Below are 24,280 nucleotides of genomic sequence, written 5' to 3'. Positions count from 1 at the left end.
TTTTGGAACAGCCTTTTTTTATTGGTATGACTAGGGGCGTCTTTTCGCACAGTAACTCGTTTTATTTTACAAGGAAATCGTATATAACGTTCCGTTTAAAGCGAATGAAGTGCGACCAGTTTCTTCAGAGACGACTAAAATAAGGGCATCGCTTTTTTCTGATAAGCCAATGGCAGCTCTGTGACGTGTTCCTAGCTCAGGATCGACTTCTGTGCTTTTCGTCAGTGGAAGAATATTGGCAGCTGAAACAATATGATTATTTTTAACGAGAACGGCTCCGTCATGAAGGGGGTTACCTGGATAGAAAATGGATTCAAGTAACGGTGAGGTTAAATGAGCATGTAATGTTGTTCCGGTTTGAATGAGAGAGTCAAGCGGCTCGTTTCTTTCCACAACAATAAGAGCCCCGTGTTTTCGGGCGCTTAAATGTTGGACAGTTGCTGTAATAGAATGTGAGCTTTCCGTATAAGGTGATAAATAGGCTTGAATATAGTATGTAGCTGCCAATGTTTGTACGTTTGCTAACATATGATGAATATCTTCCATTTTGCACAAAATACATTCATCTTCTTTATCAATTGCTTGCCTCATAATTGATAATTCTTTCTCAGCGATTTCAATCATTTGCTTTGTTTGTATTTTGAGCTCTTCTGACAAGCCCCATTCTTGCATAATCCTCATTCCCTTTAGTGGAGTATTTAACCATAGTGTATACAAATATTACTAGTAAAATCCTGTTAGATTGTAAAAAATATTGAGATACAGGTTGTTTTTTTCATATAATAAAGGTAAGACAAGCGAGAGGAGATAGAAACATGAACTGGAAACAAGAATTTAGTCGCTGGCTTTCCTATGCAGAATTAGATGCAGAATTAAAAGAACAGCTAGAAAACATGAAGCAAGATGAGAAGAAAATCGAGGACAGCTTTTATAAAAATCTAGAATTCGGCACAGGTGGTATGCGTGGTGAACTTGGTGCTGGTACGAACCGTTTAAACGTATATACAGTTCGTAAAGCAACGCAAGGATTAGCGAAATTTATTGAAAAATTAGGTGAAGAAGCGAAAAAACGAGGTGTTGTTGTTGCGTACGATTCTCGTCATAAATCACCTGAATTTGCAATGGAAGTAGCTGCTACACTTGGTGCGCACGGTATTACAACATATGTGTTTGAAAGCTTACGTCCAACGCCAGTGCTTTCTTTCGCAGTTCGTTATTTACATACAGTAAGTGGAATCGTTCTTACGGCAAGCCATAATCCGCCGGAATATAACGGTTATAAAGTATACGGTGAAGATGGTGGGCAGTTGCCTCCAAAAGAAGCTGATGAGTTAATTAGCTACGTAAATGCAGTAGAAGATGAGTTAACAGTTGAGGTTGCCGATGTGGAGCAATTAAAAGCTGACGGTTTATTACATATCATTGGACAAGAAGTAGATGATGCATATGCAGCAGAATTGAACAATGTCATTATTAATAAAGAAATGGTACAAAATGTTGGGAAAGACTTAAAAATCGTCTTTACACCACTACACGGAACATCAAATATTTCTGTACGCCGTGGTTTAGAAGAAGTTGGATTTACAGATGTAACAGTTGTAAAAGAGCAAGAGTTACCAGATCCGAACTTCTCTACAGTAAAATCACCGAACCCAGAAGAGCATGCAGCGTTTGAGTATGCAATTCGTGACGGTGAGAAGGTAGGCGCAGATGTATTAATCGCAACGGATCCTGACGCAGACCGCCTAGGCGTTGCAGTTCGTAATCACGATGGTGAGTTCCAAGTATTAACTGGTAACCAAACAGGTGCATTAATGCTTGATTACTTATTATCTCAAAAGAAAGAAAACGGAACGCTTCCGGAGAACGGTGTTGTATTAAAAACAATCGTAACGTCTGAAATTGGCCGTACAATCGCGAAAGCATACGGTTTAGATACAGTTGATACGTTAACTGGATTTAAATTTATCGGTGAGAAAATTAGACAGTATGAAGAAAGCGGACAATACGAATTCCAATTCGGTTATGAGGAAAGCTATGGTTATTTAATCCGTCCATTCTGCCGTGATAAAGATGCAGTACAATCTGTTCTATTTGCATGTGAAGTAGCTGCATACTACAAATCACAAGGTAAAACGTTATACGATGGTCTATTAGAAGTATTTGCGAAGTACGGTTTCTTCCGTGAAGATCTTGTATCGTTAACGCTAAAAGGAAAAGATGGAGCGGAACAAATCCAAGAGATGATGGCAACATTCCGTGAAAATCCTCCGAAAGAAGTAGCGGGCTTAACAGTTGTAGCAGTTGAAGACTATAAAGCGAGCATCGTTACAACTTTACAAGATGGACATAAAGAAGAGATTCACTTACCGAAATCAAATGTGTTAAAATATCAATTAGAAGATGGTTCTTGGTTCTGCTTACGTCCATCTGGAACTGAACCGAAGATCAAGTTCTACTTTGGTGTACAAGATAGTTCTTTACAAAATAGTGAACAAAAGTTACTTACTATTAAAGAAGATATTATGAATCGTTTATAATATAAAGTAATTTTAAGTAGTAGAGAACAAAAGGGAGTGAAACCTCCCTTTTGTTCTATGTAAGGAAATAATCGTTATTGATTCTGACAGAAGAGAGGGTATTTTGTGATGAAAAGAGTAAGAAAAGCGATAATCCCAGCAGCTGGATTAGGAACACGTTTTTTACCAGCTACAAAAGCAATGCCAAAAGAAATGTTACCGATAGTAGATAAACCAACTATCCAATACATTGTAGAAGAAGCAATAAAATCAGGAATCGAAGATATTATTATCGTTACTGGTAAAACGAAACGCTCTATTGAAGATCATTTTGATAATGCATTTGAGTTAGAGCAAAACTTATTAGAAAAGAAAAAGTATGAGTTACTTGAAAAAGTACAGGCTTCTTCAAAAATGGTAGATATTCACTATATCCGTCAAAAAGAACCAAAAGGATTAGGTCATGCAGTTTGGTGTGCACGTAAATTCATCGGTGACGAGCCATTCGCTGTTTTATTAGGTGATGATATCGTTCAAGCTGAAAAACCATGTTTACGTCAATTAATTGAAGAATATGATAAAACGCTTTCTTCTGTTATTGGTGTACAAACGGTTCCAGAAGATGAAACACACCGCTACGGAATTATTGACCCATTAGAGCAAGAAGGACGCCGTTACCAAGTTCGTAATTTCGTTGAGAAACCAGCAGCAGGTACAGCACCTTCAAACTTAGCAATTATGGGACGTTACGTTTTAACACCTGAAATCTTCATGTTCTTAGAACAGCAACATGTTGGTGCTGGTGGGGAAATTCAGTTAACAGATGCAATCCAAAACTTAAATGAAATTCAACGTGTATTCGCTTACGATTTCGAAGGAAAGCGCTACGACGTAGGTGAAAAGTTAGGATTCGTTCAAACGACAATCGAAATGGCCCTGCAGCACCCAGAATTACGTGATGACATGGTTACAATGATGCAGAAAATTTTAGAAGAACATACGAATCAAGATTCTTAATATAAAAAAGGAGTTATTTCAGTGCGCTGAAATAACTCCTTTTTTTATTATGAAATCGTCGAGTGAGAATGCTGATAAGCGGAACGACGTACAGCATAGTATATGCGAGGTGCGATAATAGCACCGATAATTGTAAACACAATATCTTTTACTGCGAACCACATCATAATCATCCAAGCTGTTTTATAACTCATATTACCACCCATGAAAATATTGACTGCTCCGTACATATAAGTAGTACCGATAATATACGTTAAAATGATTCCTGTGAAAGAGGCAAGTGCAAATGTACGAAATGTTGGTTTTTCATTTTGTTCTACTAGTTTTCCGGATACGTAAGCAACAATAATAAATGCGATAATAAAACCACCAGTAGGGTCTAAAAGTGCCCCCAATCCAGCTTTGAAGTTAGCGAAGATTGGCGCACCTGCTACTCCGACAAGCATGTAAACTGTCATTGATAATGCGCCAAGTCTACTTCCAAGAAGAAGCCCTGCTAAAATTGCGAAAAATGGTTGCATAGATAATGGGACTCCCGCTACCTGCAGGAATGGTGCCCAAGATACAATATTTGCACCAATGGCCATAAGAGCAACGAACATGGCAGCTAATGCTAAATCTAAAACATGAAATCTCCTCATAATGTTAACCTCCTGTTGTTTTTAGGTTAACATTATCGTAGCGAAAATATTTACTTGTTGTCAATTAAAATATTTTGATAAGAAGGCTTCAAATAATCTCTTAGCAATGTATACGGAATACGAAATTGAGGAATTCCACTTGAATAAGGAGCAATCTCATATAAAGGGAAATAAATGACGAGATTATCTGGTTCTAAAAAGAAGTGGAACTTTTTCGTACTCATGACCTTTTCAGTTGCATCGGGAAAATAAATGCTTTCATTTCGTTTAATTTGTCTTACAATCTCAGCACGGATTACTTCTTTATATGTATCTTCTTGTTGAAATAAATCGTCTAAGTGTAGTAACTTTTTTTCTTTTAAATCAAATGTGTTTGCCTTCCACGTATAAAGACCGTGTGCTCCGCCTGTATATTGATAGTAATTCACATATAGGCTGAGAAACGGTAATTTATTTAAGGAGACTTTATAATCAACATTCGCCACGTACGGATGAAATGGTGTACTAGATCCTTCTGTTTCTTTATAATATTTTTTTGCGTCTTTTTCTAATTTCGTTTTAAATTTGTCAGTAGACTTTTTGTAATAGAAATTGAGCTTATTTTGAAATTTAGAATCGGAAAAATTGTGAAACGAAGGTCTGTTAATTTGATATTCTATATAAGGTTTCTTACCTTTTTGCGTTACAGTCTGAACATCGATTGTCAGGTTGGATGCTTTGGCTGCTAGTGCACAATTTGGTACAATAGTCAGCAAGGAGAACATAAGTAATAGTATACAAAATTTCTGTTTCATTTAGGTGAAACCTCCTTATATAAGTGTTATACGTAGTTTGAAAATAAACAGGTAAAATTATACATTTAATTACAGTGAGAGAAGGGGGAAGCGATATGGCAAAAACTTTAATGGATTCACTTGGAATTGAGTTATTAGAGATGACAGAAGATAAGGTGGTTGCTACGATGCCTGTTGATGAGCGTACGCATCAGCCGTTTGGTTTTTTACACGGTGGTGCATCTCTTGCATTAGCAGAAACAGTAGCAAGCGTTGGCTCATACAATTTAATTGATCAAGAGAAATGCATCTGTTTTGGTCTAGAAATTAATGCAAATCACATTCGCTCAAAGAAAGATGGAATTGTAACAGCGATCGGGACACCGATACATAGAGGAAATTCAACGATGGTTTGGGATGTGCGTATCATTGATGAAAATGACGATTTATTATGTATTTCAAGATGTACAGTAGCAATTAAAGAAAAACGTGAAAAGTAAAAAGAGGCGGCTCAATAGAGCGCCTCTTTTTCTTATAATTAGAACTGGATTTTCTTCTCTAAGAAACCTTTTAGTTCGCTAATTGGCATACGAACTTGTTCCATTGTGTCACGGTCACGTACTGTAACAGCTTTGTCTTCAACTGAGTCGAAGTCGTAAGTGATACAGAATGGTGTACCAATTTCGTCTTGACGACGGTAACGTTTACCGATAGAACCAGTTTCGTCAAAGTCTACCATGAAGTCTTTAGCTAATTCTGCGAATACTTCAGTAGCACCTTCAGATAGCTTTTTAGATAATGGTAAGATAGCTGCTTTGTATGGTGCTAAAGCAGGGTGGAAACGAAGAACTGTACGAGAATCGTTTTCTAATTGCTCTTCTTCGTATGCATCACATAAGAATGCTAATGTTACGCGGTCAGCACCTAAAGATGGCTCGATGCAGTACGGTACGTAACGCTCATTCGTTTGTGGATCAATATAGTTAAAGTCTTCGTTAGAGTGTTCCATGTGACGTTTTAAATCGAAGTCTGTACGAGATGCAACGCCCCATAGTTCGCCCCAACCGAATGGGAATTTGAATTCAATATCAGTTGTTGCGTTACTGTAGTGAGATAATTCCTCTTCACCGTGGTCACGAAGACGCATGCTTTCTTCAGTCATACCAAGTGAAAGTAACCAGTTCTTACAAGTTTCACGCCAGAATGCAAACCACTCTAAATCTTCACCAGGCTTACAGAAGAATTCAAGTTCCATTTGTTCGAATTCACGTGTACGGAATGTGAAGTTACCAGGCGTGATTTCGTTACGGAAGCTCTTACCGATTTGGCCAATACCAAATGGAAGCTTTTTACGCATAGAGCGTTGTACGTTTTTGAAGTTTACGAAAATACCTTGTGCTGTTTCAGGACGAAGGAAGATTTCGTTTGTGCTAGACTCTGTAACACCTTGGAATGTTTTGAACATTAAGTTGAACTGACGAATTTCAGTGAACTCTTGGCTACCGCAATCAGGACATTTTACTTCGTGTTCTTTCATTAAGTCAGCCATTTGGTCGAAAGTAAGACCGTCAACAACCATTTCGATGCCTTTTGCATCTAATGCATCTTCAATTAATTTGTCGGCACGGTGACGCGCTTTACATTTTTTACAATCGATCATTGGATCGTTGAAGTTACCAACGTGACCAGAAGCGATCCAAGTTTTTGGGTTCATTAAAATAGCTGCGTCTAAACCAACGTTGTATGGAGATTCTTGAATGAATTTTTTCCACCAAGCTTTTTTAACGTTATTTTTTAATTCGATTCCAAGTGGACCGTAATCCCAAGTGTTTGCAAGACCACCGTAAATTTCAGAACCAGGGAAAACAAAACCGCGATGTTTCGCTAAGTTTACAACTTGTTCCATTGAATACATAAGAAAATCCTCCTTTTGAAAGTTAACGTATTGGCGATGACGTGCTCAGGTAACTTATGAAACGAGCAGAATATGCTTTAGAAAACATAAAAAAACGCTCATCCCAAGGCTTAATTGCCTAGGGACGAGCGTTTGCCCGCGGTTCCACCCTAGTTGATACACAATAGGTGCATCCACTTTATCACGTATTGCTCGGGACTGCCGTTTCCTTGCGGCTTCAGGCTTTCACTATCCCTGAATCGCTTTTTGTGCAAGTACTTATAAGTCCGTCATCGCTACTTATATTAATAATAATGAACATATTCTAACACGTTCTTTTTTAAATCTCAATAGAGGAACGCGTCTATCTATGATAGAGTCTCGCCTATTTTTTCGTTATTTATTCCGTAATTTTGTTTAATGTGCTTAATTGCTTCGCGCTTACTAAGCGAGGCAAGCTCGTTATTTTGCACGTATTCCCAAACGACATCGGGCTTTGTTTTTGCATATTCGCGAAGGACCCAGCCAATCGCTTTTTGAATGAAAAATTCTTTTGAAGAATGTAGTTGTCCAATAATCCAGAAAAGAAGTTCTTCATCCATCTTTTGTTTATATTTTAGCTGGAACAAAATAGCGGCGCGTTGTAACCATATGTTATCTGATGCAATCCATTTTGGAATATAGGCAGAGATTAATTCCGGATGTTTTAAAAAGATATTCCCTAAAAATGTAGGGACGATGCTATCAACAGAATCCCACCAAGATTTTGTGACAATAAGTTCTTCTAAGAAGGGGATATGTGTTTCGTTTACATGCTTTTTATATTTTTGCATAATATCAAGTGCAGCCGCTTGAAATTCACGTTCTGGTAAATCCCAAAGCTCACGTACGATAACTTGGAAATCTTTTTGATCTGGGAGAGTATGTATTTGGATGACGTCTTTCAATAGTTGTCTTCTTTCAGGTGTTTGAATACCGAGAAATGGGAAGTGATTTTTCATATAACGTGCCATCGGTTCCGCTTTTTCAAGGTTTTTATGAGCTATGAAATGCTCTTGCAATGTTTGTACAAATGGATGCATAATTGCGTTCTCCTCTCTTATTATCTTGCTCCTATTATTATACAGAGAGTTTGGTTGAATTTTAAAACATAACTTGCCATGTAATGAAATATGTTGAGAGTAGAGAGGAGAGGATAAGATGGAAGATCAAGGCGTACTAGCAGGTTTCTTTGCTCTTAGTTTTGCGTTTATTCTTGTTATATTGATTTGGGCAATTATTTCGTATTTGTTAACGGCTTTTGCACTGTATACGATGGCGAAAAATGATGGTGCAACGGATGGTGCTCTTGCGTTTATTCCTTTTATAAATAGTAAGACGTGGGGGGATTTAGCAAAAGACAAATTACCAGATTTCTTAAAAGAAGAAGCAGGATGGAAAGTATTTGGCATATATGTCGCATGCTTCATCTTTAACTTCGTACCAATTCTATATTTATTAGCAACAGCTGTATCGATTGTGCTGTCTATTTATCTTATCTACGCAATTTTAGATAGATACGGAACGAATTCTATATTGTTTACGATTATTCATACAATCACATTTTCGGTTTTCTTGCCGATTCATTTGTTTATTATTCGGAATGAGCCGGTGAGGTATAACGAGTAGATATATGCGTGGAGCTGTTTCAAAGATATTTTGGAACAGCTCTTTTTCGGTAAATTGATATTTTGTTGGTCAATAAAAAACGTGGTTAAGTTGCTCGACTTGAATCAGGAATTATCCCCACCGAATCGCCAATTCTTCCGTTCAAATTATTGTTCTTTTTATATAAATCAATACTATGTGGGGGGAACGGATCCACACGACGAGCTAGTATTAAGAACCAAAAATAAGGGTTTTTATTAAAAATGTAAAAATAAGAAAAATTAACATTTCAATCTTTATTTTACCAAATTAATTATGTTTGAATGTGATTATAGGTATATTTAAAACATTAGAGTTAAGGTTTTCTGACAAATGTTTTTTATCTATAATTTTCTCAAAATGATATGAGGGCATAGCGAAAGAGGAATAATGAGCTAGGAGTGATAAAAATGGTGTATGGACAAGTTAATCATACAGTCATTAATCCTATATGGGTTGTTGGTTCTATAGTTCTGGTTATAGCGTTATTTTTTGCTATTAGAAGTTTGATACGATTTTTAAAGAAATAAAGAACTGTTCTGAGCTTTAAAAGAGTCCAATTGAAGGACTCTTTTTTATTTTACAGTTTGTCAGTGCGACAGTTCCTCCTAAAATGCTTCGTGGGCAGTTTTCTAAACTACACATTTCTTGGTCTTTGATTAATAAGGAGTAGTGCTTGATTCAATTGTTGGTGTGAAACAAGGTTCAAATTTGTTTTTTCGGATAAAACCCATGTAATAGAGCATTGGCATTTTCGTTACTTCCACGTTGCTAGGCAGAATAGGAATCGGCAAAGAAAACTGCTATTTTTAGATTGTTTTCTACTCGTTGATAGCACGAAAATGCTTTTCCTCTACCAACAGTAGTTATTTTGAACAGACGATTTGCGCATGTGATATGGATAAGTACAAACCACGTTCATTAAAAAAAGGGCTGCCACATAGGACAGCCCTTTTTCTACTACATAAGGTAGCGTAAATAAATATAAATATGAGAAATGATTAATGAAACGATCATAATTGGGAAGCCGACTTTAAGGAATTCCATGTAGCTAAATTTATGGCCCTCACGACTTGCGATACCTGCAACAATTACGTTAGCAGAAGCTCCGATTAATGTTCCGTTTCCACCTAGACAAGCACCTAATGCTAATGCCCACCATAATACGTCGATTTGTGCGTCAGAAGGTGATAAACCTAGTCCAACTGCCATATCGTTAATAAGTGGGATCATTGTTGCAACGAATGGGATGTTATCAATTGTTGCAGAAGCGATACCAGATACCCATAGAATAAGGATAGATGCTTGAGAAATATCTCCGCCCGTTATTCCAATTACTTTTTGAGCTAACGTTTTGATAAGCCCGATATCGATCAGTCCTCCAACGAGTACGAATAGTCCTGCGAAGAAGAAGATTGTTACCCACTCTACACTTGCGAATACTTCTTCAATTTCGTGTTCTTTCACACCAATTAGCATAAGTACAGTAGCACCAGTTAAAGCGATGATAGCTGCATCAACATGGAAGATCGAATGAGTCATGAAACCTACGATTGTAAGACCAAGTACTGTTAAAGATTTTTTCATTAATACTGGATCTTTAATGTATTGCTTTTCATCTAAACTCATTAATTTTTTAATTTGTACAGGATCAGCAATTAATTGTTTACGATACATGAAGTAAAGTATTGTCGCTGTCACTGCAATAATAATAATTACGATTGGAGCTAGATTGATTAGAAACGCATTGAAATCTAAATGCTTATTTGCAGAACCAATCATAATGTTAGGTGGATCACCAATTAATGTTGCTGTTCCTCCAATGTTTGAAAAAATAATTTCAGAAAGTAAATAAGGAACAGGATTTACTTGCAGTATGCGCGTAATAGATAAAGTAACTGGAACAACAAGAAGTACAGTTGTAACGTTATCTAAAAATGCGGAACCAAGCGCAGTAAGTAAGGAAAGGGAAATTAAAATTTTAATTGGATTTCCTTGTGCTCCTTTTGCTGCTTTAATGGCAACGTATTGGAAGACGCCCGATTTACTCGTAATGTTTACCAGAATCATCATACCGATGAGTAGTGTAATCGTCCCCCATTCAATATGTTTCGTAAAGGCGTTGTGTAAATCAACGACCCCCATAATTACCATGAGTGCTGCACCAAGAAGTGCGATGACAGCGCGATTAATTTTTTCAGAAATAATAATGGCATATGTAACTAAAAAGACTGCGATAGCAAAATAATACTGCCAGTTTGCGAGCTCTTGCGTTGTTTCGTGCAAAACTCTCATCTCCTTTCATCCACTTTTCTTAGTGTGTCAAAAAATTAACTAGATGAAACACACATAACGTCATTATAAAGTAGAAAAATGTCGGATGTAAATGAAAGGGCTTATTTTGTTATATTTTCTGCAAAGGTCATTTTTTCGTATTTTTAAAAATATTTGTGGGCATTTGACATATATATAAGATACATCCAATCTGAATATTTAAAATGGAATTAGCATTCGAGCTTGTTCGTGTAAGAGTGTCAAATAGAAAGGAATGACAAAGATGATAAGGAAGGGATCGTATGGATGAACAACGATTTTTATTTTTGGATTTTGAGTTTACGATGCCCCAGCACAGAAAAAAACCAAAAGGATTTTTCCCAGAAATCATTGAGGTAGGACTCGTTTCGGTTGTTGGCTGTAAGGTAGAAGACACATATTCAGCTTATGTTAGGCCGAAAACTTTTCCTTCTTTAACAGATCGATGTAAGAAATTTTTAGGAATTAAACAAGAAGTCGTAGATAAAGGTATTTCGTTTCCAGAACTCGTTGAAAAACTTGCAGAATATGAAAGGAGATGTAAACCAACCATTGTTACGTGGGGAAATATGGATATGAAAGTGTTGAAGCATAATTGTGAAATGGCGAGAGTAGACTTTCCGTTCTTAGGACAGTGTCGTGATTTATCACTTGAGTATAAGAAGTTTTTTGGGGAGAGAAATCAAACAGGATTGTGGAAAGCAATTGAGGCGTATGGAAAAGCAGGGACGGGTAAGCATCATTGTGCGCTAGATGATGCGATGACGACGTATAATATTTTTAAATTAGTAGAAAAAGATAAAGAGTATTTAGTGAAACCAGCACCTCCAACATTAGGAGAACTCGTTGATTTTTCAAAAGTGTTAAAGAAAGTGAGTACACAGTAACGACCAAATTGCACAGTATGTAATTTGGTCGTTTTGTTTTTTAAAGTTTGTAGTCTTTTTTTAACTGCTCTAATGTTTCTAGACTACGAACCGCAAAAGGTGAATCATCTTCAGAAAATGAATTCATTTGAGTTTCTAATGCCAATTTGAGTGACTCTGTATACTCTGGAATTTCTCCTTCATATTTTTTCACCATTTGCTCTGGAATGTTCGTCTGTTCACGGAAAGCTAGAGCACGTCTTTCATGGAAAAATGGTACGTCAGCTTGTTTTACGTTATGCAAGTCACCTTGCACCGGATGTTTTAAAACAGCTAATACTTTTACGACGTAACTGCCAGGGCGGCTATTTGTAACTTCGCCGATGTATTTTCCAGTTTTATAAATACCAGTAACGATTTCGCCAATTTCAAATGTTTCTCTCATATTTTTCACCTCAAGTTTATAGTAAGGAAAGTAGGAGGAGGAGTCAAAGAAATCATTCGCTTTCGGAACGACCCCTTGAGAATATGAATCGGTTCAACTATAATTTAAAATAATATAACAGAAAATTCTGATGGTTTTCAAATCCTATAGTAAGGAGTGTTCCGTATGATGCCTTTATATTTTCCGGAAGATAAAACAGAATATATTATTCCAGGGATTGTTTGCGTTCTATTTATCATTGGTGCCGTTGCTACGTGGCGTATGTTCATTCGTGTATCAAAACGAGAAGCGGAGCGATTACAGAAAGTTGAAGAGAAACTTTTAGCGGAAAAGAAACAGTAACTCATTTTTGTATGTTTCCCTCTATGCTCGGACAATCTAAGGGCAGAATATATTTTGGAGGGAATAGAATGAGAAAACGGCTTTTTTTTAGTTGTTGTTTATTATTTCTGATGGCAGGTTGTGACCAAGGAAAGCCGAAAGAAATTGACGTGAAATTACATAATGCTTCAGGCGATGAAGTGGGGACTGCGAAAGTAGAGCAACAAACAAGCGGAGTGAAAATTACGATTAAAGGGGAAGGTTTTGCACCAGGCCCGCACGGCATACATGTACACGAAATTGGTGAGTGTAAAGCACCACGTTTTGAATCATCTGGGAATCATTTTAATCCTGATAATAAAAAACATGGACTTCTTAATCCGGAGGGTGCAGAAAACGGTGATTTACCGAACGTAATTGCAGACGGTTCTGGAAAGATCAAGGCAGAAATCGATGCGCCGCACATAACGCTTGAAGAAGGAAAAACAACGATTCATAGAAAAGATGGAGCGTCTATTATTATTACAGAAAACGCTGATGATGGTATGACACAACCGGCAGGTAAATCAGGTGATCGAATTGCTTGTGGTGTGATTGTAAAAAAAGCATCGGATATGAAGAAAAAGTAAAAGCTACCGTGCATGGTAGCTTTTTTTGTGGAACGTAGATTGAAATATATCAGCGATTATTGAAATATATCGACTGCAACTCAAATTATATCGGCGATTATTGAAATATATCGACCATAACTCAAAATATATCGATTTACCGACAAAAGCTGACAAAGGAGGCTGTCCCAAAACGGCCTCCTCTCTTATTATGAAAACGTATGGCGCAGTCTCTTTAAGATTTCTTCTAAAACAGATCTTGGACAGCCAATGTTAATTCGAATATGTTCTTCTCCGCCTAATCCGTACTTCTCACCAGGTTCAACGATGATTTTCCCTTTTCCCTCAAGCAATGTGGTGCGTTCGTTTTGAGAAAGCTGTAGGCGAGAGCAATCAATCCATAATAAAAAGCTACCTTCTGGTTTCGTTACAGAAAGAGCGGGTATGTGGTCTTTAATATATTCACAAGCGAACCCAGCGTTATCTTCTATATATAATCGAATTTCATTTAGCCAATCGTTACATTCTGTATAGGCACTTTGCATCGCTGTATAGGCAAATGTATTTAATCCGTGGAAACCTTGTCTATATTGGATAGATGTAAAAGTTTGACGGAGTTTTTCGTTTGGAATGATAATAATCGATGCTTGTAATCCAGCGATATTAAATGTTTTACTCGGAGCCATACAAGTAATTGTGCGCGCTGCTAAATCTTCAGATAAAGAAGCAAATGGTGTATGAGTACGATCTCCGTAAATAATATCGGCATGAATTTCATCTGCGACAACGATTACATTATATTTTGTACATAACGTGCCAAGTTGTATGAGTTCCTCTTTTGACCAAACACGCCCGATTGGATTATGAGGACTACAAAGAAGCATGAGTTTGACGCCTTGTTGAAATTGCTTTTCTAAATGCTCGAAGTCTATCACATATGTATCATTTTGTTTCTGTAATGGACTGACGCATAATTGTCTGTTGTTTGTTGTGACCATTTCGAAAAATGGGGGATAAATAGGTGGTTGTACGAGAACAGATTCGTTTTCCTTTGTGAAGGCCTGTATGCTCGTACTAAGAGCTGGAACGATCCCAGCGCTAAAGACAATCCATTCTTTTTGAATATCCCAGTTGTACTGTTTTTTTGTCCAGTTACAAATAATATCTCCAATATTTTCGGGAGGAAGTGTATAACCGAAAATAGGATGCGCGATACGTTTCTTTAAAGCGGCTTGAATTGGTTGTGGTACTTCAAAATCCATATCAGCAATCCAAGCGTGGAGAAGTTCTTCGTTTTTATACGTATCCCATTTTGTACTATGAGTTCCACGTCGATTGACTGTTTTATGAAATAGTTGCATAAGTTTGCCCCCTTCTTCTGTAAAACCGATAAGTTATGAAAGTTCTCTCTCTTCTTATAGAATAGCTGATGTGATAGGATAAAGAAAAGTATTAAAAAGTGAAAAGGCGGGAAGCGAATGGGTACATATGAAAAGATGATAGAGGTTGTGAAGAATTGGGATCCGTTTCAAATGGGACCGGAGTTTTATGAAACAGAAGCGAGCGATGTTGTGAACGTCGTAAGTGTGTTTGATGATTCGAAATACATCGCAAAGAAGATTCAACATATATACTTTATGTCTTTTGAGGAAGTACCTGCGCTTGAAAAGTGTGAGAAGTTAGCTGTGGAATTACTTGTAATAAAAGAAGGCGGAAGTTGTTCATTATAGGCTGTCGGATATTCCGACAGCCTTTTGCCCCGCATTAACGGGCAGTAAAACTCCCACCTCAAAATTCGGGTAGAGCAAAGAAGTTAGGGGGAGATTCACTGCCCGTAAATGCCCGATTGGTTCAACTAATAATCAGTGGAGGATGAAGCCCCCACTAATTAAAGTTTCACTTTATATTATTGCGCAGAAAAAGCGATAATTTCTTCATAAACATGTTCAGGTTTTTCTTCAGGTAGTAAATGCCCTGTATTTTCGTAAGAAATAAATTTCGAATTTGGTAAATCTTTGTGTAGCCGATGACCTACATGTACAGGGACGACGCGATCTTTTTCGCCCCAAATGAGTAGCGTAGGTGTTTCGATTTTTTGTAATTCAGTTGAAGATAAATCACCTTCACGGTCTCGTATCATACGAGTTAAAGCAGGGAATATACGGTTGTCATAAAAAGGAGCGGAGTAACCTTCCTTCATTTCGTCGTCAATTAATGAGTGATCATGAACGACATTCATTAAGTTATGAACAATCCCGCGCCGTATAATCCAGTTCTTTACGTATAAATGAAAGAACGGTAAATAAGAAGAGTACAGTAAAGGTAAGGTTGCGCGTGCTAAATAGCTAGAGCTACATAGTAAAATCGTCTTTGAGATTAATTCAGGGCGTATACGGTTTACATAGAGAGAAATTTGTCCACCCATAGAATGCCCAACTAACACAATATTTGAGAGAGATAAATGTTCAATTAAATCAATAATAACCGTTGCTAAATTATGATAAGAATACTTAAAGAGATGAGACTTATCACTTTTTCCGAACGGTGGCAAATCAAGAGCTAGTACTGTTCCTGCTTTCGATAATAAAGGAATGAGGCGGCGGTAACTGAATGAGGAAGATAAAAAGCCGTGAACGAGTACGAAGGTAGGACGTTCCGTTTTGTTGTCATGTTCATACAATTCGTAATGAATAGTAGTGCCGCGAGTGGAAAAAGTGAAATAAGGACAAGTATATTCGTGATTCATTTTTTGTCACTCCATTGATTTTTGTTCATATCATCTCCAAGGTAGAAAAAAATATGTTAACAAAAAAAGGCAAGATGACGATGTCATCTTGCTTTTCGCTTATTCAGTATTACCCACGAACAATATGAGGCGGTGTTTTTCCTTGTAACCCTGCAACTAAATTTTCAGCGGCTGTCATAGCCATTTGCTGTCTAGTCTTTAATGTTGCAGATCCGATGTGCGGTAAAGTCACAACATTTTGTAAGGATAAGAGCGGATTATCTTTTTGAATTGGCTCTTGTGTAAACGTATCAATGCCTGCTGCAAAGATTTTCTTTTCTGTTAAGGCATGGATTAACGCTTCTTCATCTACTGTTTTCCCGCGAGAAGCATTAATGAAGATCGCTGTCTCTTTCATTAATGAAAATTCCTTTTCTCCGATAAGGTGATACGTTTCATCTGTTAATGGAGTAAGAAGAACAATAAAGTCAGATTGCTTTATTAGCGCCTGTAAATCACAATATGTAGCACCAAATTTTTGCTCTGCTTCTTCTTTACGGCGACGGTTATAATAAAGAACATTCATATCAAATCCGAATTTTGCCCGTTTTGCAACGGCTTCTCCAATTCGGCCCATTCCGATAATACCGATTGTACTATGGTGTACATCCAGTCCGAAGTGCTCTTTTCTAATTTCGTCGTTCCATTCACCATTTTTCACGTAGCAGTCGAGTTCGCAGACGCGGCGACCAGCAGATAACATAAGAGCGAAAACAAGGTCAGCTACTGTATCATCTAGTACGTATGGTGTGTTCGTTCCAATTACATTTCGCTTTTTCATCGCTTGTAAATCAAAATTATCGTAACCGACAGAAATGTTGCTCACTACTTTTAAGTTAGGAGCTACATCCAATAATTCTTCATTAATAGTAGATCCAAAATTTAATAAACCATCTTTATCTTGTATTTTCTCCAATAGGACATCGCGAGGTACCTTCTCATTTTGCTCCCATTTTTCATAATCACAGTGTTCTAATAAATAGTTTTCTACAAATGTTGGAACTGGTTCAGCAATATAAACTTTTGGTTTCACGGTTCCATCCCCTTTCGCTTTATCACGCATTTTTCCGCGGATTAAAGTTTCACTCTATTTTTACATAATTCACTAAAAAAATCTTCTTTTCAAACTGGAAAGGGTATTTGTATAATTTAGAAACAAACGAAAAGGAAGGATGATTTATATGGTGACAGAAAAAGAATTAGAATTATTAGCTTGTCTTGAGAAAAGTAGTCGATTATCTGTAGATACATTAGCGAAGCTGTTAAATATAGAAGTAGAAGAAGTAAAGAAAATGGTTGAAAAATTAGAAGCGGAAAAGATTATTGTGGATTATGTAACACATATCGATTGGACGAAGGTGAAAGAACATACAGGTTTAACGGCGATGATCGATGTGAAAGTTACGCCAAAGCGCGGCGTTGGGTTCGATGCGGTTGCTGAACAAATTTATCGTTATTCAGAAGTGAAATCTGTGTATTTAATGTCAGGGACATACGATCTTTCTATTACATTAGAAGGAAAGACAATGGGAGAAGTAGCGATGTTTGTTTCTGAGAAATTAGCAACAATTGAATCTGTCGTTTCTACAACAACGCATTTCATTTTGAAGAAGTATAAACATGAGGGAATTATCTACGAAAAAAACGATGATGATAAGCGCATTGTGGTGACACCATGAAGCAATTTGAACTATCTAGAACGGCAGAATCTTTACAACCATCTGGTATTCGAAAGTTTTTCGATTTAGCAGCAAATATGAAGGGGGTTATTTCTCTTGGAGTAGGAGAGCCTGACTTTGTTACACCTTGGAATATAAGGCAAGCGTGTATCCGTTCGTTAGAACAAGGATATACGTCATATACAGCAAATGCAGGATTATTGGAGCTCCGTCAAGAAATAGCAAAGTATCTAAAAAAACAATTTGCAGTATCTTATGATCCAAACGATGAAATCATTGTTACAGTTGGAGCGAGTCAGGCGCTAGATGTAGCGATGCGTGCCATTATAAATCCTGATGATGAAGTACTCATTATTGAGCCGAGTTTCGTTTCTTATGCACCGCTTGTAACATTAGCTGGAGGAGTTCCGGTTCCGGTCGCGACTACTTTAGAAAATGAGTTTAAAGTACAACCAAAGCAAATTGAAGCAGCTATTACAGCGAAAACAAAGGCGATTTTACTTTGTTCACCAAATAACCCAACAGGTGCAATGTTAAATAAATCTGAGCTTGAAGAAATAGCAGTGATTGTTGAGAAGTACAATTTAATCGTATTATCTGATGAAATTTATGCAGAACTTGTATACGACGAAATGTATACAAGTTTCGTGAGTATTAAAAATATGCGCGAGCATACGATTTTAATTTCAGGATTTTCAAAAGGATTTGCGATGACAGGATGGCGCCTCGGTATGATTGCAGCTCCTGTTCATTTCTCAGAATTAATGCTCAAAATTCACCAATATTCCATGATGTGTGCACCGACAATGTCTCAGTTCGCAGCTCTTGAAGCGTTACGCGCGGGGAATGATGAAGTAATTCGGATGAGAGATAGTTATAAGAAACGCCGTAATTTTATGACGACATCTTTCAATGAAATGGGATTAACATGTCATGTGCCGGGCGGAGCATTTTATGTCTTTCCTTCTATTTCTTCAACTGGACTATCTTCGGCAGAATTCGCAGAACAGTTATTATTAGAAGAAAAGGTGGCTGTTGTACCTGGAAGTGTATTTGGCGAAAGTGGTGAAGGATTTATTCGTTGCTCGTATGCAACATCGCTTGAACAGCTTATGGAAGCGATGAAGAGAATGGAACGGTTTATAGAAAATAAAAAAAGGACAAAACACAATACGTTTTGTCCATAAAAGGGGGGGAATACTAGAAAGCCATGTGTTAGTATTCTATCCTAATATTGGAGAATTATACTTACTTAAGGAAATTTTTTCATGAATTTTGAATGAGTTCTGTCATAGTGGTATAATTTACTAATATAAGGTATGCGTATCTTGAGTCGCTTTACTTAGGGTACGTACTAACTAATCGGATATTTAACAATAAATCATCTGCTTTGCTATCTACAATTGTAGAGAAAATGGTAAACGTATGGGAGTGTTTCATATGTCAGAACAATATACAACAGGAGTAGTTGTAACAGGGAAAGTGACTGGGATTCAAGATTACGGTGCATTTGTAGCGTTAGATGCGGAAACACAAGGGCTTGTGCATATATCTGAAATTACAAATGGATATGTAAAGGATATTCATGACTTTTTAAAAGTCGGCGATACAGTAGAAGTAAAAGTACTTTCAATTGATGAAGAACACAGAAAAATGAGTTTATCGTTAAAAGCGGCGAAAAGAAAACAAGGACGGATTCTTATACCGAATCCATCTGAGAACGGATTCAATACGCTGCGAGAAAAGCTAACAGAATGGATTGAAGAGTCCGAGTTAACAAAGTAAAAGAGGAACGCATATGAGCGTTCCTCTTTTACTTTGTCTTATGATATATATTTGCAAATATGATTGCATGCAATCATATTCGTATGTCGGAGGTGAAATACAGACATACTGACTAGTGGATTTCGTTCGTTTCTGGGTGAGTGCCAAGATTTTCTGATGGTTTAAAGAGTAAACCAAGATTGATAAGCCCAGAAATACCAACGATGCCGTAAATAATACGTGCCAGAGCTGAGTTTTGTCCACCGAAAATGGCTGCCACTAAGTCAAACTGGAAGAACCCGATTAGCCCCCAGTTCACAGCACCAATTACGGTAAAGACTAATGCGATACGTTGCAGAGTACTCATGAAAAAGCCCCCCTTAATTGTGAAGCATGAGCAAGCGATGAGTTAATTAACTCTTTTATAGAATGGTGTAGTTATGTCGTTTTTATACATAAAAAATATAAGAAAAAGGATGTATATACATCTATACCGAAAAATGCGAATTTTTATGCAAAAAATGAACTTTTTCTAAAAAATATATTTTGGTTACGTTTACAATTGTTGAATCGCTTGATTTACAACTTCAGTTTCGCTAAAGTGAATACAGAAATACATATACATTATTGGAGGGAAAAAGATGAGTACACATGTAACGTTCGACTATTCTAAAGCGTTATCCTTCATCGGTGAACATGAAATCACTTATTTACGTGATGCAGTGAAAGTAACACATCATGCAATCCACGAAAAAACTGGAGCTGGGAACGATTTCCTTGGGTGGGTAGACCTTCCGCTTCAATATGACAAAGAAGAATTTGCTCGCATTCAAAAATGCGCAGAAAAAATTAAAAATGACTCTGACATTTTACTTGTTGTAGGTATCGGTGGTTCTTACTTAGGAGCACGTGCAGCAATCGAAATGTTAAACCATTCTTTCTACAACACACTTTCTAAAGAACAACGTAAAACTCCACAAGTGCTATTTGTTGGACAAAACATTAGCTCCACTTACATGAAAGATTTAATGGACGTATTAGAAGGTAAAGACTTCTCTATTAACGTTATTTCAAAATCAGGTACAACAACAGAGCCTGCACTAGCATTCCGTATTTTCCGTAAGCTATTAGAAGAGAAATATGGAAAAGAAGAAGCTCGCAAACGTATTTATGCAACGACAGATAAAGCACGTGGTGCATTAAAAACATTAGCAGATAACGAAGGTTACGAAACATTCGTTATTCCAGATGATGTTGGAGGCCGTTTCTCTGTATTAACGCCAGTTGGTTTATTACCAATCGCAGTTAGTGGCTTAAATATTGAAGAGATGATGCAAGGTGCAGCTGCTGGTCATGGTGACTTCGGTACATCAGAACTAGAAGAAAACCCAGCTTACCAATATGCAGTAGTTCGTAATGCTTTATACAATAAAGGAAAAACAATTGAAATGCTTGTTAACTATGAGCCAGCGCTTCAATACTTCTCTGAATGGTGGAAACAGTTATTTGGTGAAAGTGAAGGAAAAGATCAAAAAGGTATTTTCCCATCTTCAGCAAACTTCTCAACTGACCTACACTCATTAGGTCAATACGTTCAAGAAGGTCGTCGTGACTTATTTGAAACAGTTCTGAAAGTAGGTAAATCTACACATGAACTAACAATCGAATCAGAAGAAAATGATTTAGATGGATTAAACTACCTTGCTGGTGAAACTGTAGACTTCGTAAACACAAAAGCATACGAAGGTACATTACTTGCACATAGCGATGGTGGAGTACCAAACTTAATCGTAAATATCCCTGAATTAAATGAGTACACATTCGGTTACCTTGTATACTTCTTCGAAAAAGCATGTGCGATGAGCGGCTACTTACTAGGCGTAAATCCATTTGACCAACCAGGAGTAGAAGCATACAAGAAAAACATGTTTGCTTTACTTGGTAAACCAGGATTTGAAGAGTTAAAAGCAGAATTAGAAGAGCGTTTAAAATAATAAAAAGCGACCGATTCCGGTCGCTTTTTATTATTTCATGGAAAAGTCCATCAGTATATTCAAACTAGAGTGGGTATGCTAAAGAAAAAGTCTAGGAGGGATGGACTTGATTCCAATTCAATCCAATTTAGAAGGACGTACATATGCGTTATATAAGTTAGAAGAAATAATGAAGCCACTCGGATATAGCATTGGTGGCAATTGGGATTATGATAAAGGATGTTTTGATTACAAAATCGATGAAGAAGATGGCTATCAATTTCTGCGAGTACCATTTACAGCGGTGAATGGTGAACTAGATGTGCCGGGCGTAATCGTTCGTCTTGAAACGCCGTATATTCTTTCGCACGTATATCAAGACGAACTAGATGATCATGTAAATACTTTAACAGCCGGAACAAGTGGAATGGATCAATTTGCTGAGCCGAAAGATCCAGATGGAGATGTGAAAAGAAAATATATCAATATTGGGAAAGTGCTCATGCAGGAACTAGAAAAACATTTTCTTAATGGTGAATAACGATGAGTATGTCGCTTTCAATGAGAATAAAGGAATGGACTGGATTAATCATATATTGTTCGTCACGCTTTATACCTAGTAAGAGAATGTTTTGTTTTAAAAGAGTATAGCTACAATTTGCAAAAGTTTGTCCAGTGCAGGCCGGAGAAAGCTCCATCAGCTGTAATTTATTATCAGAGATTTCATTGTAAAGTGAGAATAGTACGCCTGAAATGGAAGGGAATAAGAGAGAAGCGGTAAAGACATAGCTCGTTAATTTATTTCCTTCTATAATTTCTGATGCGCCAGCTCTCGTTGCATTCTGTATTTGTTCAGAAGTAAGAAGTTCAGCGATGCAGTGAATGTTTGGATTGAGCCCTTTTGCAGTTAAAATGTTTAAAATGGACTGTGTATCTGCTAAGCTTTCATTTTTTTCTTTGTCAGCTGTTATTAATATAGTATGGGCTGTTGTAATATTAGCTTTTAATAAAATTTGATCGTGATGGGGGCATCCCTTTATAAATTCTAAATGATGAAATGGTTTCGGAAGTAAAGAAAGTGTTTCATCAATTAAAACGATATCAAGGTTCGGTTGTAAGATATGCATTTGTTTTACAACGCGCTTTGCCCGTTCGTTCCAGCCGACGATAATCATATGACTGTTAGAAGTTGCAGCTTCTTCTCCTTTAATTTTCATATATTGTTTATTAATCATATCAGTGGCGAATAAAACCATATAATAAGAACAAAAACCGGTTCCAAATAAAATAATACCCATACCGATAAGTTTTCCTATTGTTGTATGAGGGGAAAAGTCACCATAGCCAACAGTGAAAATGGTAACGATTGACCACCAAATTCCATCAAACCATGTAGTGAAGTGTGATGGCTCTAGTCTATGTATAAGAAAGCCGGAGAAAGCAGTAAGTACAATGATAAAACAGATTAAACGAAAAATAATGGAATCACGAAATGTTTCTACTAAATTTGGACGGGATTTCAAACTCTTATTCCTCCTTATTTTGCAGGACTACATTCATTGTTACCATTATAGAAAAAAGAAAAACTCTCTAATTTAAAAGAGAGTTTGTTTTGCGTTACATACTTTCCACTTCAGTTTGTTGAACACTTTCCAGATGCTGGAGAGCGTAGTAAACATCAGCAGTATGTTGTTTTTGATCGATACATAATTTCAAATGCAAATAGTGCGAGCCATTCTCCAATGTTTTGAGCTTCATATTCTTAACCTTTATATCCATTTCTTTTATTTCTTCAATTACAATTGGGATATTGTCCATATTTCGTACAACAAGTTTCACAGCGATATCACGTTGGCGAAATGACCTAGGGCCTATATATTTCATTGTTAATGGTATAAGTTCTACACTAATCATAAGGAAAAACATCCCGAAAATTGCTTCGATATAAAATCCGGCTCCAACGGCAATACCAATACCAGAAGCACCCCAAATCATAGCTGCGGTAGTTAATCCCGCAATACTATCATTTCCTCTACGTAAAATAACACCAGCACCTAAAAAACCAATGCCAGAAACAATTTGAGCAGCAAGGCGAAGCGGATCCATATTTATATGATCGGTATGTGGTAAGGTGTAAGCTGCTTTAATAGAAACGATTGTTAGGAGGCAACTAATGATAGAAATAACTAAACAAGTTTTTAAACCAAGAGGTTTCCGTTTTAATTCGCGCTCTAAACCGATAGCGAACCCTAAAATAGCCGAGAGACCTAGTTTGATTAATAAATCGGTATAGTCCATATGTATTCCTCCTTGTATGATATGGTATATGAATAAAACATTTATTATAGAAAGAAATGTTTTTGGGTAGGGTGACTTTATATAGAATATATGTAGAAATTATTTATACATGAAAGAGATAATTCGTTTAAGTATATGATATTAAAAAAGAGATGTGGGTGATTTTAAAAAAAGTTTATAAAAGGTGTTGCATTTCATTTTTCACCATGATATATTAATAACCGTCGCTGATGCAGAAACGCAGAAAACGACAAAAAAGAAATTGAAAAACTTAGTTGACATCGAAAAACGAAGATGTTAACATAAGGAAGTCGCAAATGAGCGACCAAGTAGTTCTTTGAAAACTGAACGAAACAAACAACGTGAAACGTCAATTTTTATTTTTAGATGCTAGACAAACTAACTTTATTGGAGAGTTTGATCCTGGCTCAGGATGAACGCTGGCGGCGTGCCTAATACATGCAAGTCGAGCGAATGGATTAAGAGCTTGCTCTTATGAAGTTAGCGGCGGACGGGTGAGTAACACGTGGGTAACCTGCCCATAAGACTGGGATAACTCCGGGAAACCGGGGCTAATACCGGATAATATTTTGAACTGCATGGTTCGAAATTGAAAGGCGGCTTCGGCTGTCACTTATGGATGGACCCGCGTCGCATTAGCTAGTTGGTGAGGTAACGGCTCACCAAGGCAACGATGC

26 protein-coding genes and 1 rRNA gene are annotated in these 24,280 nt (G+C 37.0%); 14 read left to right on the top strand and 13 right to left on the bottom strand.

The genetic code is table 11. The features are described from left to right. Positions 1 to 66: 66 nt before the first annotated feature. Entirely contained in the window at positions 67 to 672 is a 606-nt protein-coding gene (gene cdaS, locus ACTFOB_RS12025; protein ID WP_001158734.1) for a sporulation-specific diadenylate cyclase CdaS, read from the bottom strand. 143 nt (positions 673 to 815) lie between these two features. On the opposite strand from cdaS, the gene ACTFOB_RS12020 reads away from it, so the two are divergent. Beyond that, positions 816 to 2,540, top strand: a complete 1,725-nt coding sequence (locus ACTFOB_RS12020; protein WP_440026104.1) for a phospho-sugar mutase — start codon at positions 816 to 818, stop codon at positions 2,538 to 2,540. A gap of 108 nt (positions 2,541 to 2,648) precedes the next feature. Continuing rightward, positions 2,649 to 3,536: a UTP--glucose-1-phosphate uridylyltransferase GalU gene (galU, locus tag ACTFOB_RS12015; RefSeq protein ID WP_440026102.1), complete on the top strand. Its 888-nt coding sequence runs from the start codon at positions 2,649 to 2,651 to the stop codon at positions 3,534 to 3,536. Between the two features lie 47 nt (positions 3,537 to 3,583). Here galU and ACTFOB_RS12010 read toward each other — a convergent pair whose 3' ends face one another. Further along, a complete protein-coding gene (locus ACTFOB_RS12010; protein ID WP_440026100.1) occupies positions 3,584 to 4,177 on the bottom strand; it encodes a biotin transporter BioY in 594 nt (197 codons plus the stop codon). Between the two features lie 50 nt (positions 4,178 to 4,227). Further along, positions 4,228 to 4,971 (bottom strand): DUF3298 and DUF4163 domain-containing protein, encoded by a 744-nt coding sequence (locus tag ACTFOB_RS12005; protein WP_440026099.1) that lies wholly within the window; start codon positions 4,969 to 4,971, stop codon positions 4,228 to 4,230. A gap of 95 nt (positions 4,972 to 5,066) precedes the next feature. Between ACTFOB_RS12005 and ACTFOB_RS12000 the strand changes: the two genes are divergently transcribed. Next, positions 5,067 to 5,450, top strand: coding sequence for a hotdog fold thioesterase (locus ACTFOB_RS12000; protein ID WP_001140608.1), 384 nt, complete (start codon positions 5,067 to 5,069; stop codon positions 5,448 to 5,450). Between the two features lie 38 nt (positions 5,451 to 5,488). On the opposite strand, the gene ACTFOB_RS11995 is transcribed toward ACTFOB_RS12000, so the two are convergent. After that, on the bottom strand, positions 5,489 to 6,865 hold the full coding sequence (locus ACTFOB_RS11995; RefSeq protein WP_353822480.1) for a glycine--tRNA ligase: 1,377 nt from the start codon (positions 6,863 to 6,865) through the stop codon (positions 5,489 to 5,491). A 347-nt stretch (positions 6,866 to 7,212) separates the two neighbouring features. Then, positions 7,213 to 7,926: a DNA alkylation repair protein gene (locus ACTFOB_RS11990; RefSeq protein ID WP_440026097.1), complete on the bottom strand. Its 714-nt coding sequence runs from the start codon at positions 7,924 to 7,926 to the stop codon at positions 7,213 to 7,215. 118 nt (positions 7,927 to 8,044) lie between these two features. On the opposite strand from ACTFOB_RS11990, the gene ACTFOB_RS11985 reads away from it, so the two are divergent. Next, positions 8,045 to 8,512 (top strand): hypothetical protein, encoded by a 468-nt coding sequence (locus tag ACTFOB_RS11985; protein ID WP_151632410.1) that lies wholly within the window; start codon positions 8,045 to 8,047, stop codon positions 8,510 to 8,512. Positions 8,513 to 9,490: 978 nt separating this feature from the next. Here the strand turns inward: ACTFOB_RS11985 and ACTFOB_RS11980 are convergent. Next, a complete protein-coding gene (locus ACTFOB_RS11980) occupies positions 9,491 to 10,816 on the bottom strand; it encodes an ArsB/NhaD family transporter (protein ID WP_440026095.1) in 1,326 nt (441 codons plus the stop codon). Positions 10,817 to 11,106: 290 nt separating this feature from the next. On the opposite strand from ACTFOB_RS11980, the gene kapD reads away from it, so the two are divergent. Beyond that, positions 11,107 to 11,730 (top strand): 3'-5' exonuclease KapD, encoded by a 624-nt coding sequence (gene kapD / locus ACTFOB_RS11975; RefSeq protein ID WP_151632414.1) that lies wholly within the window; start codon positions 11,107 to 11,109, stop codon positions 11,728 to 11,730. Between the two features lie 40 nt (positions 11,731 to 11,770). Here kapD and ACTFOB_RS11970 read toward each other — a convergent pair whose 3' ends face one another. Further along, positions 11,771 to 12,154 (bottom strand): kinase-associated lipoprotein B, encoded by a 384-nt coding sequence (locus tag ACTFOB_RS11970; RefSeq protein WP_001209345.1) that lies wholly within the window; start codon positions 12,152 to 12,154, stop codon positions 11,771 to 11,773. Between the two features lie 165 nt (positions 12,155 to 12,319). On the opposite strand from ACTFOB_RS11970, the gene ACTFOB_RS11965 reads away from it, so the two are divergent. Both ACTFOB_RS11965 and sodC read left to right on the top strand, forming a co-directional pair. After that, positions 12,320 to 12,496, top strand: coding sequence for a hypothetical protein (locus tag ACTFOB_RS11965; RefSeq protein ID WP_000982763.1), 177 nt, complete (start codon positions 12,320 to 12,322; stop codon positions 12,494 to 12,496). Positions 12,497 to 12,564: 68 nt separating this feature from the next. After that, positions 12,565 to 13,104, top strand: a complete 540-nt coding sequence (gene sodC / locus ACTFOB_RS11960) for a superoxide dismutase [Cu-Zn] (RefSeq protein ID WP_440026092.1) — start codon at positions 12,565 to 12,567, stop codon at positions 13,102 to 13,104. Positions 13,105 to 13,292: 188 nt separating this feature from the next. Here the strand turns inward: sodC and ACTFOB_RS11955 are convergent, their stop codons facing one another. Beyond that, complete coding sequence (locus ACTFOB_RS11955) at positions 13,293 to 14,444, bottom strand: MalY/PatB family protein (protein WP_440026091.1); 1,152 nt, start codon at positions 14,442 to 14,444, stop codon at positions 13,293 to 13,295. 117 nt (positions 14,445 to 14,561) lie between these two features. Between ACTFOB_RS11955 and ACTFOB_RS11950 the strand changes: the two genes are divergently transcribed. Then, on the top strand, positions 14,562 to 14,813 hold the full coding sequence (locus tag ACTFOB_RS11950; protein WP_000537644.1) for a YugE family protein: 252 nt from the start codon (positions 14,562 to 14,564) through the stop codon (positions 14,811 to 14,813). Positions 14,814 to 14,989: 176 nt separating this feature from the next. Here ACTFOB_RS11950 and ACTFOB_RS11945 read toward each other — a convergent pair whose 3' ends face one another. Together ACTFOB_RS11945 and ACTFOB_RS11940 are read right to left on the bottom strand one after the other, a co-directional pair. After that, positions 14,990 to 15,829 (bottom strand): alpha/beta fold hydrolase, encoded by an 840-nt coding sequence (locus ACTFOB_RS11945; RefSeq protein WP_001015206.1) that lies wholly within the window; start codon positions 15,827 to 15,829, stop codon positions 14,990 to 14,992. A 109-nt stretch (positions 15,830 to 15,938) separates the two neighbouring features. After that, on the bottom strand, positions 15,939 to 16,931 hold the full coding sequence (locus tag ACTFOB_RS11940) for a 2-hydroxyacid dehydrogenase (RefSeq protein ID WP_440026089.1): 993 nt from the start codon (positions 16,929 to 16,931) through the stop codon (positions 15,939 to 15,941). Between the two features lie 118 nt (positions 16,932 to 17,049). Between ACTFOB_RS11940 and ACTFOB_RS11935 the strand changes: the two genes are divergently transcribed. The 3 genes from ACTFOB_RS11935 to yugI all read left to right on the top strand — a co-directional run bounded on the left by ACTFOB_RS11935 (position 17,050) and on the right by yugI (position 19,332). Next, positions 17,050 to 17,547, top strand: coding sequence for an Lrp/AsnC family transcriptional regulator (locus ACTFOB_RS11935; RefSeq protein ID WP_000255701.1), 498 nt, complete (start codon positions 17,050 to 17,052; stop codon positions 17,545 to 17,547). After that, positions 17,544 to 18,734 carry an aminotransferase gene (locus tag ACTFOB_RS11930; RefSeq protein ID WP_440026086.1) on the top strand — a complete coding sequence of 397 codons (1,191 nt, stop codon included), beginning with the start codon at positions 17,544 to 17,546 and terminating at the stop codon, positions 18,732 to 18,734. The genes ACTFOB_RS11935 and ACTFOB_RS11930 overlap by 4 nt, the downstream gene beginning before the upstream one ends. A gap of 253 nt (positions 18,735 to 18,987) precedes the next feature. Further along, positions 18,988 to 19,332: a S1 domain-containing post-transcriptional regulator GSP13 gene (yugI, locus tag ACTFOB_RS11925; RefSeq protein ID WP_000003765.1), complete on the top strand. Its 345-nt coding sequence runs from the start codon at positions 18,988 to 18,990 to the stop codon at positions 19,330 to 19,332. Between the two features lie 112 nt (positions 19,333 to 19,444). Here yugI and ACTFOB_RS11920 read toward each other — a convergent pair whose 3' ends face one another. Beyond that, the gene (locus tag ACTFOB_RS11920) at positions 19,445 to 19,678 is read right to left on the bottom strand and encodes a DUF378 domain-containing protein (protein WP_000105787.1); all 234 of its coding nucleotides are present in this window, start codon (positions 19,676 to 19,678) and stop codon (positions 19,445 to 19,447) included. Between the two features lie 274 nt (positions 19,679 to 19,952). Between ACTFOB_RS11920 and ACTFOB_RS11915 the strand changes: the two genes are divergently transcribed. Both ACTFOB_RS11915 and ACTFOB_RS11910 read left to right on the top strand, forming a co-directional pair. After that, positions 19,953 to 21,305, top strand: coding sequence for a glucose-6-phosphate isomerase (locus ACTFOB_RS11915; RefSeq protein ID WP_440026084.1), 1,353 nt, complete (start codon positions 19,953 to 19,955; stop codon positions 21,303 to 21,305). A 106-nt stretch (positions 21,306 to 21,411) separates the two neighbouring features. Beyond that, complete coding sequence (locus ACTFOB_RS11910) at positions 21,412 to 21,825, top strand: YugN-like family protein (RefSeq protein ID WP_140392583.1); 414 nt, start codon at positions 21,412 to 21,414, stop codon at positions 21,823 to 21,825. On the opposite strand, the gene ACTFOB_RS11905 is transcribed toward ACTFOB_RS11910, so the two are convergent. Both ACTFOB_RS11905 and ACTFOB_RS11900 read right to left on the bottom strand, forming a co-directional pair. Next, positions 21,812 to 22,807, bottom strand: a complete 996-nt coding sequence (locus tag ACTFOB_RS11905) for a potassium channel family protein (protein ID WP_151632428.1) — start codon at positions 22,805 to 22,807, stop codon at positions 21,812 to 21,814. The two genes, ACTFOB_RS11910 and ACTFOB_RS11905, sit on opposite strands and share 14 nt — an antisense overlap. Before the next feature lie 94 nt (positions 22,808 to 22,901). Continuing rightward, positions 22,902 to 23,582 (bottom strand): MgtC/SapB family protein, encoded by a 681-nt coding sequence (locus ACTFOB_RS11900; RefSeq protein ID WP_151632430.1) that lies wholly within the window; start codon positions 23,580 to 23,582, stop codon positions 22,902 to 22,904. A gap of 405 nt (positions 23,583 to 23,987) precedes the next feature. On the opposite strand from ACTFOB_RS11900, the gene ACTFOB_RS11895 reads away from it, so the two are divergent. Then, positions 23,988 to 24,280 (top strand): 16S ribosomal RNA (locus ACTFOB_RS11895); the annotation flags it as partial.

The sequence above is a fragment of the Bacillus cereus group sp. MYBK79-1 genome, from assembly GCF_051915365.1.
Taxonomy (GTDB): Bacteria; Bacillota; Bacilli; order Bacillales; family Bacillaceae_G; genus Bacillus_A.
The sequence above is the reverse complement of the archived record's forward strand: the minus strand, read 5'-3'. Positions and strand labels throughout refer to the sequence as shown.